This is a genomic window from Variovorax sp. MSC1_012, from assembly GCF_023667525.1.
In the GTDB taxonomy this organism is placed as follows: domain Bacteria; phylum Pseudomonadota; class Gammaproteobacteria; order Burkholderiales; family Burkholderiaceae_C; genus Variovorax; species Variovorax beijingensis_B.
Genome location: NZ_CM174443.1, coordinates 1,529,625 through 1,546,788, shown reverse-complemented (window position 1 = coordinate 1,546,788; position 17,164 = coordinate 1,529,625). Strand labels below are relative to the sequence as shown.

At 66.2% G+C, this 17,164-nt stretch carries 13 protein-coding genes; 1 reads left to right on the top strand and 12 read right to left on the bottom strand.

Translation table 11 applies throughout. The annotated features are described in order from the left end of the window. Positions 1-62: 62 nt before the first annotated feature. The 12 genes from L1081_RS07245 to L1081_RS07190 form a co-directional block, all read right to left on the bottom strand. Positions 63-992: an EamA family transporter gene (locus L1081_RS07245; RefSeq protein WP_489415816.1), complete on the bottom strand. Its 930-nt coding sequence runs from the start codon at positions 990-992 to the stop codon at positions 63-65. Between the two features lie 13 nt (positions 993-1,005). After that, positions 1,006-2,841: a translational GTPase TypA gene (gene typA, locus L1081_RS07240; protein ID WP_489415815.1), complete on the bottom strand. Its 1,836-nt coding sequence runs from the start codon at positions 2,839-2,841 to the stop codon at positions 1,006-1,008. Then, on the bottom strand, positions 2,838-3,806 hold the full coding sequence (gene truB, locus L1081_RS07235) for a tRNA pseudouridine(55) synthase TruB (RefSeq protein WP_489416747.1): 969 nt from the start codon (positions 3,804-3,806) through the stop codon (positions 2,838-2,840). The genes typA and truB overlap by 4 nt, the downstream gene beginning before the upstream one ends. Positions 3,807-3,891: 85 nt before the next feature. Then, positions 3,892-4,263 (bottom strand): 30S ribosome-binding factor RbfA, encoded by a 372-nt coding sequence (gene rbfA / locus L1081_RS07230; RefSeq protein WP_021007399.1) that lies wholly within the window; start codon positions 4,261-4,263, stop codon positions 3,892-3,894. A gap of 24 nt (positions 4,264-4,287) precedes the next feature. After that, on the bottom strand, positions 4,288-7,242 hold the full coding sequence (gene infB / locus L1081_RS07225; protein WP_489415814.1) for a translation initiation factor IF-2: 2,955 nt from the start codon (positions 7,240-7,242) through the stop codon (positions 4,288-4,290). Positions 7,243-7,266: 24 nt separating this feature from the next. Beyond that, positions 7,267-8,751: a transcription termination factor NusA gene (gene nusA / locus L1081_RS07220; RefSeq protein ID WP_124959591.1), complete on the bottom strand. Its 1,485-nt coding sequence runs from the start codon at positions 8,749-8,751 to the stop codon at positions 7,267-7,269. A gap of 17 nt (positions 8,752-8,768) precedes the next feature. Next, complete coding sequence (gene rimP, locus L1081_RS07215) at positions 8,769-9,416, bottom strand: ribosome maturation factor RimP (RefSeq protein ID WP_489415813.1); 648 nt, start codon at positions 9,414-9,416, stop codon at positions 8,769-8,771. A 169-nt stretch (positions 9,417-9,585) separates the two neighbouring features. Further along, entirely contained in the window at positions 9,586-10,785 is a 1,200-nt protein-coding gene (locus L1081_RS07210) for a YbfB/YjiJ family MFS transporter (protein ID WP_489415812.1), read from the bottom strand. A 19-nt stretch (positions 10,786-10,804) separates the two neighbouring features. Then, the gene (locus L1081_RS07205) at positions 10,805-12,430 is read right to left on the bottom strand and encodes a dipeptide ABC transporter ATP-binding protein (protein WP_489415811.1); all 1,626 of its coding nucleotides are present in this window, start codon (positions 12,428-12,430) and stop codon (positions 10,805-10,807) included. 5 nt (positions 12,431-12,435) lie between these two features. Next, positions 12,436-13,506: an ABC transporter permease subunit gene (locus tag L1081_RS07200; RefSeq protein WP_489415810.1), complete on the bottom strand. Its 1,071-nt coding sequence runs from the start codon at positions 13,504-13,506 to the stop codon at positions 12,436-12,438. Then, complete coding sequence (locus L1081_RS07195; protein ID WP_319438100.1) at positions 13,472-14,506, bottom strand: microcin C ABC transporter permease YejB; 1,035 nt, start codon at positions 14,504-14,506, stop codon at positions 13,472-13,474. Before L1081_RS07195 ends, L1081_RS07200 begins: the two co-directional genes overlap by 35 nt. A 27-nt stretch (positions 14,507-14,533) precedes the next feature. Continuing rightward, complete coding sequence (locus L1081_RS07190) at positions 14,534-16,330, bottom strand: ABC transporter substrate-binding protein (RefSeq protein ID WP_489415809.1); 1,797 nt, start codon at positions 16,328-16,330, stop codon at positions 14,534-14,536. Positions 16,331-16,367: 37 nt separating this feature from the next. On the opposite strand from L1081_RS07190, the gene fabI reads away from it, so the two are divergent. Next, on the top strand, positions 16,368-17,150 hold the full coding sequence (fabI, locus tag L1081_RS07185; RefSeq protein ID WP_012747844.1) for an enoyl-ACP reductase FabI: 783 nt from the start codon (positions 16,368-16,370) through the stop codon (positions 17,148-17,150). Positions 17,151-17,164 lie beyond the last annotated feature (14 nt).

Sequence of the window (17,164 nt, the reverse complement as noted above, 5' to 3'; positions counted from 1 at the left end):
CGCTTCAACTCGAAGGCCCCGGCAGATGTCGGGGCCTTTTCCTTTCCGCCTGCCGGCGCGGCTCAGTGGGCGCTGGGAAGCGCGTCGTCGGCCACGGTGGCGCGGCGCCCGCGCAGCGCCAGCAGTTCGTTGAACACCAGTGCACCAATGACCAGCGCGCCGCCGGTCAGCACGCTCGCAGCCGGCTCCTCGCCCGCGCCGATCCAGGCCAGTGCAATGCCGAAGATCACTTCGAGCAGCGCGAGCAGCGCCACCTCGGGCGCCTTGAGCACCTGTGCGCACAGCACCGCCAGCACGCAGGGAATGGCCAGCTGGAAAACGCCCAGGAACGCGAGCAGCCCGAGGTCGTGCGCATTGGCCTGGAACGGCAAGGCAAAGGGCAGCGTGAGCAGCGCGCTGAGCGCCGCGCCAACCAGCACCGCGGGAACCAGGTCGATGTCATGCCCCTTGGCACGCGCATGCTGAACCACCGTCCAGTTGGTGGCACCCGCGAGCGGCACGCACAGCGCCACCAGTGTTCCGAGCAGCGATCCGCCCGCTGCCCCGCCCTGCATCAGTTGCGTACCGTACATCCACGCAATGCCGAGGCCGGCCACCACGATGGCCACCCAGGTCCGCGCGGGCAGGCGGTGGCCGATGAACAGGCGCGCGGCCAGCGCGGTGAGCAATGGGCCCAGGGACATCGTGACCAGCACGCTGGCCGTCGAAGCCAGCGTGAGCGCCACCATGAAGGCCGTGAACATCACGGTCCAGCAGACGCCCGAGATCCAGAGCTCGCGCCCACCCGAGCGGATCTGCGAAAACACCGCCCGGCTCCGCCAAAGCGGCAAGATCACCAGCAGCGCAAGCATCGTGAAGAAGCTGCGCCAGAAGGTGATCTCGAAACTGTGCGCCTGCGCCAAATGCCGCGTGACGACGCCCGCCGTGGCCCACATCAGGGTCACGGCAACCATCAGCCACACGGCCCCGCCGTGGGTCAGGCGCAGCAGCATGGCCGGATGGCGATCAGCTCGCCATTTCGCGGCTGGCCCGCTTGCGCTCGTTTTCCTTGAGGAAACGCTTGCGCAGGCGCACGCTCTTGGGCGTGATTTCGACCAGCTCGTCGTCTTCGATGAATTCCACGCCGTATTCCAGCGTGAGTTCGATCGGCGGCGTGACCTTGATCGCGTCTTCCTTGCCCGAGACGCGGAAGTTGGTCAGCTGCTTGGTGCGCGTGGCGTTCACCACCAGGTCGTTGTCGCGGCTGTGGATACCGACGATCATGCCTTCGTACACCGGGTCGTTCGCCTTGACGAACATGCGGCCGCGGTCGTCCAGCTTGCCAAGGGCGTAGGTGAAGATCTCACCGTCGTCCATGGAAATCAGCACGCCGTTCTTGCGGCTGCCGATCTCGCCCTTGTGCGGCTCGTAGCTGTCGAAGATGTTGCTGATGAGGCCCGAGCCGCGCGTCAGGTTCAGGAATTCGTTGGTGAAGCCGATCAGGCCGCGCGCCGGAATGCGGTACTCGAGGCGCACGCGGCCGCGGCCGTCCGGTTCCATGTTGACCAGCTCGCCCTTGCGCTCGCCCAGTGCCTGCATCACGCCGCCCTGGTGCTGCTCTTCGATGTCGGCCGTCACCAGTTCGATCGGCTCGTGCTTCTCGCCGTTGACCGTGCGGAACACCACGCGCGGCTTCGACACGGCCATTTCATAGCCTTCGCGGCGCATGTTTTCCAAGAGGATGGTCAGGTGCAATTCGCCCCGGCCCATCACCTCGAAGATGCCTTCTTCGTCGGTTTCGTTCACGCGCAGCGCCACGTTGTGCTGCAGTTCCTTCTGCAGGCGGTCCCAGATCTGGCGGCTGGTGACGAACTTGCCTTCACGGCCGGCCAGCGGACTGGTGTTGACGCAGAAGTTCATGGTCAGGGTCGGTTCGTCGACCTTGAGCATGGGCAGCGGCGCCGGGTTGGCCGGGTCGGTCACGGTCACGCCGATGCCGATGTCGGCAATGCCGTTGATCAGCACGATCTCGCCCGGGCCGGCTTCGGTGGCCTGCACGCGGTCCAGGCCCTGGAAGGTCAGCACCTGGTTGACGCGGCCCTTGATCGACTTGCCGTCCGGTCCTTCCATCACCAGCACGTCGGTCATGGGCTTGAGCGTGCCCTGGCTGATGCGGCCGACGCCGATGCGGCCGACGAAGGTCGAGAAATCGAGCGCCGAGATCTGCAGCTGCAGCGGCGCGTCCGGATCGCCCTTCTGCGCCGGCACGTGCTTCAGGATGGTGTTGAACAGCGCCGACATGTCGGGGCCCCACTGCTCGCCGGGCGCACCCTCTTCGAGTGAAGACCAGCCGTTGATGCCCGAGGCGTACACCACGGGGAAGTCGAGCTGCTCATCGGTGGCACCGAGCTTGTCGAACAGGTCGAAGGCGGCGTTCACCACCTTGTCGGGGTTGGCGCCCGGCTTGTCGACCTTGTTCACGACCAGGATCGGCTTCAGGCCGAGGGCCAGCGCCTTCTTGGTCACGAAGCGCGTCTGCGGCATCGGGCCTTCCTGGGCGTCGATCAGCAGCACCACGCCGTCGACCATCGACAGCGCGCGTTCCACTTCGCCGCCGAAGTCCGCGTGGCCGGGGGTGTCGACGATGTTGATGTGCGTGCCTTCCCAGGTCACGGCGCAGTTCTTGGCCAGGATCGTGATGCCACGTTCCTTTTCGATGGCGTTGTTGTCCATCACCGTGTCGACCACTTTCTCGTGCTCGGCAAAGGTGCCCGACTGCCGCAGCAGCTGGTCGACCATCGTGGTCTTGCCATGGTCGACGTGGGCAATGATGGCGATATTGCGGATTTGCTTGGTACTCATGGTGTCGCTTCGGTCTGTTGTGCGTTCAAAAGAATTTGCTGGATTTCGATGGGGTTCAGCAAGCGCCCCGGGATCAATTCGTTGGCGGCAATGTGCGCCGTGCCCAGAAAGGCGGGAGGCGCTTCGCCGAACACCGCCACATGGTCGGCATCGGGCCAGGTGCCGCGCCGGCGCAGGCCGGACAGGAAGCGCCCTGCATCTTCGCTGCCGAGCGTGACGACCGTATGGCCCTCGACCAGGGATTCGGCAGGCAACAATTGCGCCAGCCGCTCTTCCTCGCCCATGGCTTCGAGCGCCTCGAGCGTGATGCACTGCGCCACGCCGAAACCGCCGGTGGCCGTGCGGCGCAGAGACGTGAGGTGAGCGCCACAGCCCAGCGCCTCGCCGATGTCTTCACCCAGCGTCCGGATGTAGGTGCCCTTGCTCACGGAAGCCGCGATCCTGATCGCGTTGCCTGCCGATTCGGCGGCAGCCTGCGTGATCTTCAAGGCATGGATGACCACGTCGCGCGGCGCCCGCTCGATCTCGATGCCTTCGCGTGCGTACTCGTACAGCGCCTTGCCGTCCTTCTTGAGCGCGCTGTGCATCGGCGGAACCTGGCGGATCGGGCCGGTGAACTGTGCCTGGACGCGGGCCAGGTCTTCAGCGGTGACATGCACCGGGCGCTCGACAATCACCTCGCCCTCGGCGTCGCCGGTGGAGGTCTTGATGCCAAGGCGTGCCGTGGCCTCGTAGGTCTTGTCGGCATCGAGGTGCAGCTGGCTGAACTTGGTGGCCGCGCCAAAGCACAGCGGCAGCACGCCGGTGGCCAGCGGATCGAGCGTGCCGGTGTGGCCCGCTTTTTCGGCGCGCAGCAACCACTTGGCCTTCTGCAAGGCCTGGTTGCTGGAGAGTCCCAGCGGCTTGTCGAGCAACAACACCCCATGCACAGGGCGCCGCTGCACCCTTGTGCGTGGCGCAGGAATGTTGCCCCCACGGTCTTTCACTGCGTGTAAATCCCCGCCCCCCAAGGGGGCCTTCGCACCTTGGGGCGGCCCGGCGATGCTCACGCTAGTCGTCTTTCGAACGCGAAGCGACGGCCTGCGCAATGAGCGCATTCATGTCGGCCGCACGCTCGGTGGTGCGGTCGAACAGGAAGTGCAGCGTCGGCACGGTGTGGATGTGAAGGCGCTTGAACAAGCCGTTGCGGAGGAACCCCGCGGCCTGGTTGAGCGCTTCGGTGGTCTCGGCCACGTCCCCCGTGAGCATGCTGAAGTAGATCTTCGCGTGCGCATAGTCGGGCGTGACCTCGACTGCCTGGATCGTGACCATGCCCACGCGCGGGTCCTTCAACTCGCGCGCGATCAGCTCCGTCAGATCCCGCTGGATCTGGTCGGCAACCTTGAACGCGCGGTTGGGGGCGGCGGCTTTTCTTTTCGGCATGGATACGGTCGCATCGAACGCTTGTTACAGCGTACGGGCGATCTCCTTGATCTCGAAGAATTCCAACTGATCACCTTCTTTGATGTCGTTGTAATTCTTGAGCTTGATACCGCACTCGAAGCCTTCGCGCACTTCGCGGACGTCGTCCTTCATGCGCTTGATCGAGTCGACTTCGCCGGTGTAGATCACCACGTTGTCGCGCAGCAGGCGGAAATGCGCACTGCGGTTGACCGAGCCCGAGGTGATGTACGAACCTGCGACCGTACCGATCTTCGAAGCGACGAACACCGTGCGGATCTCGGCCGAGCCGATGATTTCCTCGCGGCGCTCCGGTGCCAGCATGCCCGACATCGCGACCTTGATCTCGTCCACGGCGTCGTAAATGATGCTGTAGTAGTTCAGCTGCACGCCATTGCCTTCGGCCAGCTTGCGCGCACCAGCATCGGCACGCACGTTGAAGCCGATCACGATGGCCTTGGAGGCAATCGCAAGGTTGATGTCGCTTTCGCTGATGCCGCCCACGCCGGCGTACACGATCTGCACCTTGACCTCTTCGGTCGCCAGCTTGAGCAGCGACTGGGCCAGCGCTTCCTGCGAGCCCTGTACGTCGGCCTTGATGATGATGCGCAGCGTCTGCACTTCGCCGGCCGAGAGGTCGGTGAACATGTTCTGCAGGTTCGCGGCCTGGGCCTTCGCCAGCTTGGTGTTGCGGAACTTGCCGGCACGGTAAGTCGCGATTTCGCGCGCACGGCGCTCGTCGCTCATCACCATGAACTCGTCGCCCGCCTGCGGCACTTCGGTCAGGCCCTGGATCTCGACCGGAATCGAGGGACCCGCGGCCTTGATGGCCTTGCCGTCTTCGTCGAGCATGGCGCGCACGCGGCCATAGGTCGAACCTGCCAGCACCACGTCGCCGGTCTTGAGCGTGCCGGACTGAACCAGCACGGTCGCGACCGGGCCGCGGCCCTTGTCGAGCTGCGCTTCGATGACCAGGCCCTTGGCGGCGGCATCCACCGGCGCCTTGAGTTCCAGCACTTCGGCCTGCAGCAGCACCTGCTCGAGCAGTTCGTCGATGCCCTGGCCCGTCTTGGCGGACACCGGCACGAACGGCACGTCGCCGCCGTACTCTTCGGGCACGACTTCCTCGGTCACCAGCTCCTGCTTCACGCGGTCCGGGCTGGCATCGGGCTTGTCGATCTTGTTGATGGCAACCACGATCGGCACACCCGCAGCCTTCGCGTGCTTGATGGCTTCCTTGGTCTGCGGCATGACGCCGTCGTCGGCCGCCACCACGAGGATGACGATGTCGGTGGCCTGCGCACCGCGGGCACGCATGGCCGTGAAGGCCTCGTGGCCCGGGGTGTCGAGGAAGGACACCATGCCGCGTTCGGTCTGCACATGGTAGGCACCGATGTGCTGCGTGATGCCGCCGGCTTCGCCCGCTGCGACCTTGGCGCGGCGGATGTAGTCGAGCAGCGAGGTCTTGCCGTGGTCGACGTGGCCCATGACGGTCACGACCGGTGCGCGCGGCAGGGCTTCGGCGGTTTGCGCCGACACGTCCTCGTCGGTGAAGGCTTCAGGGTCGTCCAGCGCGGCAACGACCGCGTTGTGGCCCATTTCCTCCACCAGGATCATGGCCGTGTCCTGGTCCAGCGACTGGTTGATGGTCGCCATCTGGCCCAGTTTCATCAGTTGCTTGATGACTTCCTGCGCCTTGACGGCCATCTTGTGCGCGAGCTCGGCCACCGTGATGGTTTCGGGCACGTGCACTTCGAGAATGCGGGCCTCCACCGGTGCGGCCTGCACATGCTCTTCGTGGCCTCCACGGTCATTGCTGCCACGGCGGCCGCGCGGGCCTCCGCGCCAGTTGCCGCGGCCGACACCGCCGCTGGCATCGCCGCGGGTCTTGATTTCCTTCTTCTTGGCAGGATCGCCCGCCCAGCTCGACGAGAGCTTGGCCGACTTGACTTCCTTGCCGGCACCAGCGGCGCCAGGGGCTGCGGCAGCACCCGGTGCGGCCGGCGCGCCGGGACGCGCTGCGGGCGCGGCCGGCTTGTGCAGCGTGCCCTTGACCGCGGCCTTTTCGGGCTGCGGCTTCTCGGGCGCCTTGTGCGGCACCAGCACGCGGGCCGGTGCGTTCATCATGGCGCGAATGGCTTCGGCTTCGGCCAGGGCCTTGCGTCGGCGCTCGTCCAGGTCCTTGGCGCGGGCGGCTTCCTCGTCGGCACGGGCCTTCGATTCGGCAGCGGCCTTGGCCTTGGCGTCTTCCTTGGCTTGCGTGGCGGCTGTCTGGGCAGCCAGCTTGGTGTCGGCGGCCTGTTGTTCGGCGGCGGCTGCAGCGGCTGCAACAGGCGCAGTGACCGGCTTGGCCGCTTCCTTGGCGGGCGCGGCGGCGGCTGCGTCAGCAGCCTTCTTCTCGGCGGCGGCGCGTGCGGCTTCCTGCTCGGCCTGCTCTGCGCGCTCGGCCTTTTCGGCCTGCTCGCGTTCGCGGGCTTCGGCTTCTTCGCGCAGGCGGCGCTTCTCGGCCAGTTCTTCTTCCTGGCGGCGGATCAGCTCGGCCTGGCGGCGCGCCTCTTCCTCACGGCGGGCCAGTTCGGCTTCGTCGATGCGGGGCGCGGCGGGTGCCGCGGCGGGCGCTTCGGCCACCGGTTGCGCTTCGGGCGTGGCCGGATGGCCATCTTCGCGCTGGATGAAGGTGCGCTTCTTGCGCACCTCGACCTGGATGGTGCGGGCGCGGCCGGTGGCGTCGGCCTGCTTGATCTCGCTGGTCGACTTCTTGGTCAGCGTGATTTTCTTGCGCTCGGGCTCGGCGGTGCCATGGCTGGCTTTGAGAAAGCCGAGCAGGCGCTGCTTGTCAGCCTCGGTGAGTGCGTCGGTGGGTGCCGCCTTGGGCACGCCTGCGCTCTTGAGCTGGTCAAGCAAGGTTTCGGGAGTCTTCTTGAGCTCGTTCGCGAACTCGGCGACAGTGGTACTGGACATATTGGTTTCGTGCCTCCATGACCGTCACTCTTGGCCGGCGAACCAATGTTCGCGGGCTTTCAAGATGAGGGCTTTGGCGTCATCGGCGCTGTGGCCGGTGATCTCGGTGAGTTCATCGACCGCGAGGTCGGCGAGGTCGTCGCGGGTGTGCACACCCGCCTCGGCCAGCTTGGGAATCAGCTCGGGGTCGAGGCCTTCGAGGTCGCGCAGATTCTGCGAGACGGTCTCGACGCCCTCTTCCTTGGCGATTTCCATGGTCAGCAGCGCATCCTTGGCGCGCGTGCGCAGCTCATTGATGGTGTCTTCATCAAAAGCTTCGATCTCCAGCATTTCGGAGATCGGCACATAGGCCACTTCCTCGAGGCTGTTGAAGCCCTCGGAGATCAGGATATCGGCGATTTCCTCGTCGACGTCGAGCTTTTCCATGAACAGCTTGCGGCTGGCGTCGGTTTCGCTCGCCTGCTTCTGGGCCGATTCATTGGCGTCCATGATATTGATCTTCCAGCCGGTCAGATCGGAGGCGAGCCTCACGTTCTGGCCGCCGCGGCCGATGGCGATCGCGAGGTTTTCCTCGTCGACCACCACGTCCATGGCGTGCTTTTCCTCGTCGACCACGATCGACGAGACGTTGGCCGGCGCCAGGGCGCCGATCACGAACTGGGCCGGGTCTTCGCTCCACAGCACGATGTCCACGCGCTCGCCGGCGAGCTCGTTGGTCACGGCGTTGACGCGGGTGCCGCGCACGCCGACGCAGGTGCCGATCGGGTCGACACGCTTGTCGTGCGAGAGCACGGCGATCTTGGCGCGCGAACCGGGGTCGCGGGCGCAGCTCTTGATTTCGAGCAGGCCCTGTTCGATCTCGGGCACTTCCTGACGGAACAGCTCGATCATGAACTCGGGGGCCGAGCGCGACAGGATGATCGGCGCGCCGCGCAGCGTCAGGTCGACCTCCATGATCATGGCCCGCACGCGGTCGCCGTTGCGCAGGTTTTCCTTGGCGATCATCTCGCTGCGGCGCAGGCGCCCTTCGACGCGGCCGGCCTCCACGATGATGTCGCCCTTGTCCAGGCGCTTGACGGTGCCCACGAAGATCTTGTCGCCGCGCGACATGAAGTCGTTGAGCAGCATCTCGCGCTCGGCGTCGCGGATCTTCTGCAGGATGACCTGCTTGGCCGCCATGGCACCGATGCGGCCGATCGGCACCGAGTCCACCGCTTCCTCGATGTACTCGCCGACCTCGATGTCGGGCATTTCTTCCTTGGCTTCGAACAGGAGGATTTCCTGGTCGGGCAGCTGCAGGCCGGCTTCGTCGGGAACGACGTGCCAGCGGCGGAAGGTTTCGTAGTCGCCGCTGTCGCGGTCGACCGAGACGCGGATGTCCACGTCGCCCTGATGGAGCTTCTTGGTGGCTTGCGCCAGCGCGGACTCGACCGCGCCGAAAACCACGTCGCGCTCGACGTTCTTCTCGCGCGAGATCGCATCCACCAACATCAACATTTCGCGATTCATGCCACCCACTCCTCTAGTCAGTCCGGAACGTTCGTTCCGTCGTCAATATCCGAAAAACCCGGTTGGGTTTTGGCCCTGCGGCCCTTGAAATCCACAATTGGCGCGAGCCGCGCATCGCGCAGCTCATCCAGCACGAAACCCAGCGCCTGCAACTTTGCAGGCGCGCGCTTCTTGCTGACTTTTTGACCCGGTTTGGGCTCCGGCGCGTCGCTCCAGACGATTTGCCAGCCCAGGGCTCCGTCGGCCCCTTCCGCCTTTTCAGCACGCTCCAGCGTGCCGCGAAATTTCTTGCGGGTGGCAGACACCTGCCCCGCCGCCGCGGCACCCATGGGCGCCTTGAGCGTGATGTCGATCACCTCGCCCACGAAACGCTCGAAATCCTGCTCATTGCGAAGCGGACGGTCAATACCCGGCGAGGAAACCTCGAGCCGCTTGTAATCGACACCGTCGACCTCGAGCGCAAACTGCAACTGGCGCGTGACCTTCTCGCAATCCTCGACCGTCACGAAGGGTTCGGGAATGCCTGCAGCCACAGCTTCCGAAGTGGGGGCAGTCCAGGGCAAATCAATTGTCACGCGCAGCAATCCACCGGCCGAGCGTTCGATCTCGACCAGGTCGTAGCCGAGACCGGCAACGGTTTGTTCCACTGTCTGCTGCAATGCCACGTGTTTGAATTTGCCTTGTAAAAATGCTTATGCGTGCCACCCGCCCGCCACGGGTGTCACGCATCGAAATTGCATAGACCAAAAAAAACGGGCGGTTGGTACCCGCCCGTTTGGTCGTGAGCCTCGAATTATATGCTATTCCCGTGATAAATGAAGTGGCTTGGCCTGCTCAAAGCGCCACTTTGCGCCGGGATTTTGACCAGACCACGGCAAACAGCACCGAACCAAGCGCCAATGCGGCGGCCGCCACCAGCAGCGGAAGCTCGAAAGACCCGGTCCGCTGGGCCAGCGGCGCCGCAAACAGCGGGCCGATGATCTGCCCGACACCATAGGAAGCGGTCGCATAGCCGATCAGCCCGGCCGCGGCATTGCCGCGCAGCCGGCGCGCATCCCGCATCGCAAAAAGCGTGATGGCCGTGAAAGGCATGCCGAGCAGCAGGCTGCCGAGCGCAAAGCCGGTGATGGTGGGCCAGGCCACCGATAGCACCACGCCCAGCGCCTGCAGCGCATACGCCGCGGCCAGCAGCAGCCGGTTGTCCCAGTGGATGGGGGCGCGGGCGCCGATCAGCGCGCCCGGGATGATCGCCAGCCCGAACAGCGGCCAGAAGAAGTCAGGCCACGGCGAGCCCGGCAGCGCCTGGCGTGCGATCACCGGCAGGAAGGTGGCGGTGATGATGTAGCCGAAGCCGGCCAGCCCATAGAGCGCGACCAGCCAGACGGCGTCGCTGCGCGCGGAAGGCGACGCGGCCGCACCGGCCTGGGCGGACGGCGCGCCCGCGGAGCCTTGCGCCGAGGGCGATTCGCCATCGTCGAACACGCGCCAGATCGACGCCACCAGCACCACCGCCAGCAGGCCCAGGCCGATCCATCCCGCCTCCGATCCCCAGCGCCCCAAGGCGCCGCCGAGCAGGCCGGTCATCGCGATGCCGATGCCGGGGCCGGTGTAGATCACGCCGGCCAGTGCCGGGGAATTCGTCTCGGCCAGCCGCCGCAGCCCCCAGCCAGACGCGAAGACGAAGACCCAGGCGCTCATCACGCCGGCCGCCGTGCGCAGGATGCCCCAGCTCGTGAAGCTGTGGAGCACGCCCATGCCCACCAGCAGCGCCGCCGTGGCCACCAGGCCGCCGCGCACCATGGTCTTGGCCTGGATACCGATGGCCGCGCAACTGACCGCGCCAAGAAAGTAACCGAGGTAATTGAGCGATGCCAGCACGCCGCCCGCCTCGAGCTGGAGCTTTCCCTCGTGCAGCATGATCGGCAGCATGGGCGTGAAGGCAAAGCGCCCCAGGCCCATGGCAACGGCCAAGGTCACCATGCAGGCCAGTGCCGCGCGCCAGGCACCGCGCCTGTCCTGTCCGATATCCGACATTTCCTTCGATTCCGTTGTTCTATTCCAGCAGCGCTGCGGCCACCAGTTTCTTGGTGTAGGGGTGCTCGGGCGCATCGAGCACCCGCTCGACCGCACCGGCTTCGAGGATGGCGCCGTCCTTCATCACGATGACCTGGTGCGCCATGGCGCGGATCACTTCCACGTCGTGCGTGATCAGCAGGTAGCTCAGGCCGCGCTCGCGCTGCAGGCGCTGCAGCAGGCCCAGCACCTGCTTCTGGATCGTCACGTCGAGCGCGCTGGTGGGCTCGTCGAGCACCAGCAGCTGCGGATCGACGATGAGCGCGCGCGCAATCGCGAGCCGCTGGCGCTGCCCGCCCGAGAACTCGTGCGGATAGCGGTCGAGCAGCGAGGGAAACTGCGCCTCGCCCAGGCCCACGTCGGCCAGCGCCGCCAGCGCCCGCGCGCGGCGCTGCGCCGTGTCGAGCTCGGGCGCGTGCACGCGCAGTCCCTCGCCCACGATCTGCTCGACCGTCATGCGCGGCGAGAGCGAGGAGAACGGGTCCTGGAAAACCACCTGCATGACGCGGCGCAAGGCCAGCTCGGAACTCCGGTCCACCGCCCAGCCCTTGCCATCCACCTTGAGTGCGCCCTGGTGCTTCAGCAGCCCGAGCGCGGCCAGCGCCAGCGTAGACTTGCCCGATCCGGACTCGCCCACCACGCCCAGCGTTTCGCCCGGCGCGATGCGGAAGTCCGCGTTCTGCACAGCGATGAATTCGCCCTTGCGGAACCAGCCGGAAAAACCGGGCCGCGGCACCGGGTAGCTCACGCGCAGGCCGGCGGCCTCGAGCACCGGCCGCGCGCCGGCACCTGCGGGCGCGGCGGTGACATCGCGCTCGGGGTGGCTGTCGATCAGCTTGCGGGTGTAGGCGTGCTGCGGCGCCTCGAACACGGTCGCGACTGCGCCCTGCTCCACCACGTGGCCGCCTTCCATCACGGCGATCCGGTCGGCGAAGCGGCGCACCAGGTTGAGGTCGTGCGTGATGAGCAGAACGGCCATGCCATGCTTGCGCTGCAGATCGGCGAGCAGCTCGAGGATTTGCGCGCGCACGGTAACGTCGAGCGCGGTGGTCGGCTCGTCGGCCAACAGGAGGCGCGGCTTGCAGGCCAGCGCCATGGCGATCATCGCGCGCTGGCGCTGGCCGCCCGAAAGCTGGTGCGGAAACGCCCTCGCCCGCCGCGCCGGCTCCGGAATGCCGGTGTCGGCCAGCAGCTGCACGGCGGCCGCCTGGGCCGCGCGCGCCGACAGGCCCTCGTGCAGTTCGAGCACCTCGGCGATCTGGTCGCCCACGGTGTAGAGCGCGTTGAGGGCGGTCATCGGCTCCTGGAAGATCATCGCGATCTCTTTGCCGCGGACGCCGCGCAGCTCCCGTTCCGGGATCGAGAGCAGGTCGCGCCCGCTCGACGCATCTGCAGCACCGAACAAGGTCGCGGTGCCCGTCACGTCAGCGTTCTGCGCCAGCCGCAGCAGCGACAGCGCCGTCACGGTCTTGCCCGAACCCGATTCGCCGACCAGCGCGAGCTTCTCGCCCGCGGCAACGCGGAAGTCGATGCCGTGCACCACCTCCTTGCCGCCGAAGGCCACGCGCAACTCTTTCACGTCCAGCAGCGGCTGATGGTGCTTCATTTCGCTCACTTGTCGGCCTTCCGCGGATCGAGGGCATCGCGCAGCGCGTCGCCCATGAAGGTGAGCAGCATCAGCGTCACGACCAGCACGCCGAAGGTCGACAGCGAGATCCACCAGGCATCGATGTTGGCCTTGCCCTGGCTCAGCAGTTCGCCCAGCGACGGCGTGCCCGGCGGCACGCCCAGGCCCAGGAAATCGAGCGAGGTCAGCGCCAGGATGGCCGCGCTCATGCGAAACGGCAGGAAGGTGACGACCGGCACCATGCTGTTGGGCAGGATGTGGCGCCACATGATCTGCAGGTTGCCCACGCCCAGCGCACGCGCGGCGCGCACGTAGTCCATCTGGCGGTTGCGCAGGAACTCGGCGCGCACGTAGTCGGCCAGGCCCATCCAGCCGAACAGGCTCAGCAGGATCAGCAGCAGCGCCACGCTGGGCGCGAAGATCGCGCTGAAGATGATCAGCAGGTAGAGCTCGGGCATCGACGCCCAGATTTCGATGAAGCGCTGGAACGCGAGGTCGATCTTGCCCGCGAAATAGCCCTGCACCGCCCCCGCCGCCACGCCCAGCACGGTGCCGATGACGGTCAGCGCCAGGCCGAACAGCACGCTCACGCGAAAGCCGTAGATCAGCTGTGCCAGCAGGTCGCGGCCGCGGTCGTCGGTGCCGAAGAAGTTCTCGCGCGAGGGCGCCGCGGGATTGGGCTGGGAGGCAAAGTAGTTCAGCGTGCGCGGGCCGTAGCGGTTGGGTGCATAGAGCGCCCAGTTGGCGCCCTCGGTGATGCGCTTCTGGATGAACGGGTCGAGATAGTCGGCGGGCGTCTCGAAGTCGCCACCGAAGGTTTTCTCGGAGTAGTCGCGCAGCACGGGGAAGTAGGTCTGACCGGCGTAGCGCACGACCAGCGGCTTCTCGGTGGACAGCAGCTCGGCGAACAGGCTCAGCACCACCAGGATCGAGAAGACGACCAGGCTCCAGAACCCCAGCGGATTGCGGCGGAAGCGGCGCCAGGCGCGGCGGCCCGGGCTCGCGGAAACAATGGCGGCGCTAGTCAAACTTGACCCTCGGATCGACCCAGACATAGCAGAGATCGGAAATCAGCTTGGTGACCAGGCCGATCAGCGTGAACAGGTAGAGCGTGCCCAGCACCACGGGATAGTCGCGGCGGATCACGCTCTCGTAGCTCAAGAGGCCCAGGCCGTCGAGCGTGAACAGCGTCTCGATCAGCAGCGAGCCGGTGAAGAACGCGCCGATGAAGGCCGACGGAAAGCCGGTGATGATCGGAATCAGCGCGTTGCGGAACACATGCTTCCAGAGCACCTGCCGCTGCGACAGCCCCTTGGCGCGCGCGGTCAGCACGTACTGCTTGCGGATTTCCTCGAGGAAGGAGTTCTTGGTGAGCATGGCGGTGACGGCAAAGCTGCCGAGCACCATCGACGTCACCGGCAGCGCGATGTGCCACAGGTAGTCGACGATGCGCGCGCCCCAGTTCATGCTCTCCCAGTTGGGCGACGTGAGGCCGCGCAGCGGAAACCACTGCAGTTGCCCGCCGAAGATCACGAGCAGCGCCACCCCCAGCACGAAGCCCGGGATGGCATAGCCGATCAGCACGATCAGCGTGGTGATGAAGTCGAAGCGCGTGCCGGCCCTCACCGCCTTGGCCACGCCGAGCGGCACCGCGATCAGGTAGCTGATGAAGAAGGTCCAGAGGCCGAGGCTGATCGACACCGGCATCTTCTCCTTGATGAGCTGCCAGACGTCCTTGCGCTGGTAGAAGCTGGTGCCGAGGTCGAAGCGCGCGAACGACTTCAGCATGGTCCACAGGCGCTCGTGGGCAGGCTTGTCGAAGCCGTAGAGCTTGCGGATCTCCTCGACGCGCTGCGGGTCGAGGCCCTGGCGGCCGCGGTAGCCGGCGCCGCTGGCCGCGGCCCGCTCGCCGCCCGAGTCGCGCCCCTGCAGCTGCGCCACCATCTGCTCGACCGGGCCGCCCGGCACGAACTGGATCACGCCGAAGGTGATGACGAGCACGCCCAACAGCGTGGGAATCATCAGCAGCAGGCGCTTGAGGATGTAGCTGGTCATTCGGTGTTCATGTCCGGTGCGGCCGTGTCATTTGTTGATGGGCGAAGCCCACCAGGTGGTGAGCGCCCAGTCGCCGGCATCGTAGTACGGCGGAATGGTCGGCGGCAGCACGAACGGCGCCGGACGGTAGCCGACCAGGAACGCGTTGCCGTAGTACTGCGGAATCGAGTAGTAGCCATTGGAGAGCACCCGGTCGAGCACACGCATGGCCGTGGCCAGCTCGGGCCGCGTGGTGGCCGCCAGCACCTTGCCGACCACCGCGTCGACCGCCGGATCGGCAATGCCCCAGATATTGGACGAGCCCGTCGTGTCGGCCGCCTTCGAGCCGAACAACTCGAGCAGTTCGCCGCCCGGAGCGCTGTTGCCGGGCAGGCGCAGCGAGGTCATCTCGAAGTCGAAGTTCTGCATGCGCTGCTGCGAGAGCGAGAAATCGACCGTGCGGAACGTCATCTCGATGCCGAGCTTGCGCAGCGCCGTCTGCAGCGGCGTCACGACGCGGATCAGCCCGGGCTGATCGTTGAGGAACTCGATCGTGAAGGCCTCGTTCTTCGCGTTGCGCAGCGCGCCGTCGCGATAGGTCCAGCCGGCCTCTTGCAGCAGCGCCCTCGCCTTGCGCAGGTTCTCGCGCAGGCTGTTGGGTGGCGCCGTGCTCGGCGGCTGCGGGGCCGGGCCGAACACCTCGGGCTTGAGCTTGCCGCGCAGCGGCTCCATCAGCGCCAGTTCGTCGGGCTTGGGCAGGCCCTCGGCGTGGAACTCGCTGTTGGGAAAGTAGCCCTGCACCCGCGTGTAGATGCCATAGAACAGCTGGCGGTTGAGCCACTCGAAGTCCATCGCCAGGCCAATGGCCTGCCGCACGCGCGCATCCTTGAACTTGTCCTTGCGGATGTTGAACACGTAGCCCTGGAAGTCGCCCGGGTTGTGGTTCTCGAAGGCGCGCTTGACGATCTCGCCGCTGTCGAACTGCTTGCCCTTGTACTGGCGCGCCCAGTTGCGCGAGGTGAATTCGCGCATGAAGTCGAACTCGCCGGCCTTCAGGCCCTCGAAGCGCGCGGTTTCGTCCAGGTAGACCCGGAAAGTGATGCGATCGAAGTTGTAGAGCCCCTTGCGCACCGGCAAGTCGGCGCCCCAGTAGTCTGCGCGGCGCACGTAGGTGATGTCGCGGCCCAGGCGGTCGCTGGCCGGCTTGTAGGGGCCGGAGCCGATCGGCATGTCGGTGACGATCTGGTCGAAGGGCTTGCCCCCGCCCCATTGGCGGCTGAAGACCGCCATGCCGCCGATCACCAGCGGCAGTTCGCGGTTCGGGCTCGCGAAGTCGAAGCGCACGACGCGCTCGCTGGTGGCCGTGGCCTTCTTCACTTCGGCGTAGATGGTGCGGTACTGCGGCGCGGCCAGCGGACCGGTCAGGGTGTTGAACGAATGCACCACGTCGGCCGCCAGCACCGGCGAGCCGTCGTTGAAGCGCGCCTTGGGGTTCAGGCGAAAGGTGGCCGAGAGGCGGTCGGGTGCCACCTCGACGTCTTCGGCGAGCAGGCCATAGCCCGTGGTCGGCTCTTCGGAATTGCCCGTCATCAGGCTCTCGAACATCAGCGGGCCGATGCCCGAGGGCGCCGTGCCCTTGAGCGTGAACGGGTTGAGCTTGTCGAAGTTGGTGGGCCGCGTGGGCGGCACCATCCGTATCTCGCCGCCCTTGGGCGCGTTCGGATTGACGTAGCTGAAGTGGGTGAAGCCCGGCGAGTACTTGATATCGCCGAACTGCGCGTAGGCATGGGCGGCCCATGAAGGAGCCGCCGAGAGCGCCAGAAAAAGAAGCAGCCAAACCCGCATGCGAGAATTCTGCCCAAGATTTTCACGAGGCAACTTCATGGGCTTTCTTTCCGGCAAAAAACTGTTGATCACCGGCGTGTTGAGCAATCGCTCCATTGCCTACGGCATAGCCAAGGCCTGTCACGAACAAGGCGCCGAGCTTGCTTTCAGCTACGTCGGCGAGCGATTCAAGGACCGTATCACCGAATTCGCCGCAGACTTCGGCTCCAAGCTTATTTTTGACTGCGACGTGGGCGACGACGCGCAGATCGACAAGCTCTTTGCCGACCTGGCCCAGGCATGGCCCAGGTTCGACGGATTCGTGCACAGCATCGGCTTTGCGCCGCGCGAGGCCATCGCGGGCGACTTCCTCGAAGGGCTGTCGCGCGAGGGCTTCAAGATTGCGCACGACATCAGTGCCTACAGCTTCCCGGCCATGGCCAAGGCGGCCCTGCCCTACCTCAACGACAAGTCGGCGCTCCTCACGCTGACCTACCTCGGCGCCGAGCGCGCGCTGCCCAACTACAACACCATGGGCCTGGCCAAGGCCTCGCTCGAGGCCTCGGTGCGCTACACCGCAGCTTCGCTCGGCCCCAAGGGCATGCGGGTCAACGGCATCAGCGCCGGGCCGATCAAGACGCTGGCGGCCAGCGGCATCAAGGGCTTCGGCAAGATGCTGTCCGCCGTGGCCGATGCCTCGCCGATCCGGCGCAACGTGACCATCGAGGAAGTCGGCAACGTGGCTGCCTTCCTGCTGAGCGACCTGGCCAGCGGCGTCACCGCCGAGATCACCTATGTGGACGGCGGCTTCAGCAACGTCGTGGCGGGCATGGCCGAGTAATCGATCGGCAGCGG

Excerpts from the sequence above, each read along its gene's own strand:
- L1081_RS07245 (WP_489415816.1), bottom strand. The coding sequence starts at position 992 with ATGCTGCTGCGCCTGACCCACGGCGGGGCCGTGTGGCTGATGGTTGCC.
- typA (WP_489415815.1), bottom strand. The coding sequence starts at position 2,841 with ATGAGTACCAAGCAAATCCGCAATATCGCCATCATTGCCCACGTCGAC.
- rbfA (WP_021007399.1), bottom strand. The coding sequence starts at position 4,263 with ATGCCGAAAAGAAAAGCCGCCGCCCCCAACCGCGCGTTCAAGGTTGCC.
- infB (WP_489415814.1), bottom strand. The coding sequence starts at position 7,242 with ATGTCCAGTACCACTGTCGCCGAGTTCGCGAACGAGCTCAAGAAGACT.
- nusA (WP_124959591.1), bottom strand. The coding sequence starts at position 8,751 with ATGAATCGCGAAATGTTGATGTTGGTGGATGCGATCTCGCGCGAGAAG.
- L1081_RS07210 (WP_489415812.1), bottom strand. The coding sequence starts at position 10,785 with ATGTCGGATATCGGACAGGACAGGCGCGGTGCCTGGCGCGCGGCACTG.
- L1081_RS07205 (WP_489415811.1), bottom strand. The coding sequence starts at position 12,430 with ATGAAGCACCATCAGCCGCTGCTGGACGTGAAAGAGTTGCGCGTGGCC.
- L1081_RS07200 (WP_489415810.1), bottom strand. The coding sequence starts at position 13,506 with ATGTCTGGGTCGATCCGAGGGTCAAGTTTGACTAGCGCCGCCATTGTT.
- L1081_RS07195 (WP_319438100.1), bottom strand. The coding sequence starts at position 14,506 with ATGACCAGCTACATCCTCAAGCGCCTGCTGCTGATGATTCCCACGCTG.
- L1081_RS07190 (WP_489415809.1), bottom strand. The coding sequence starts at position 16,330 with ATGCGGGTTTGGCTGCTTCTTTTTCTGGCGCTCTCGGCGGCTCCTTCA.
- fabI (WP_012747844.1), top strand. The coding sequence starts at position 16,368 with ATGGGCTTTCTTTCCGGCAAAAAACTGTTGATCACCGGCGTGTTGAGC.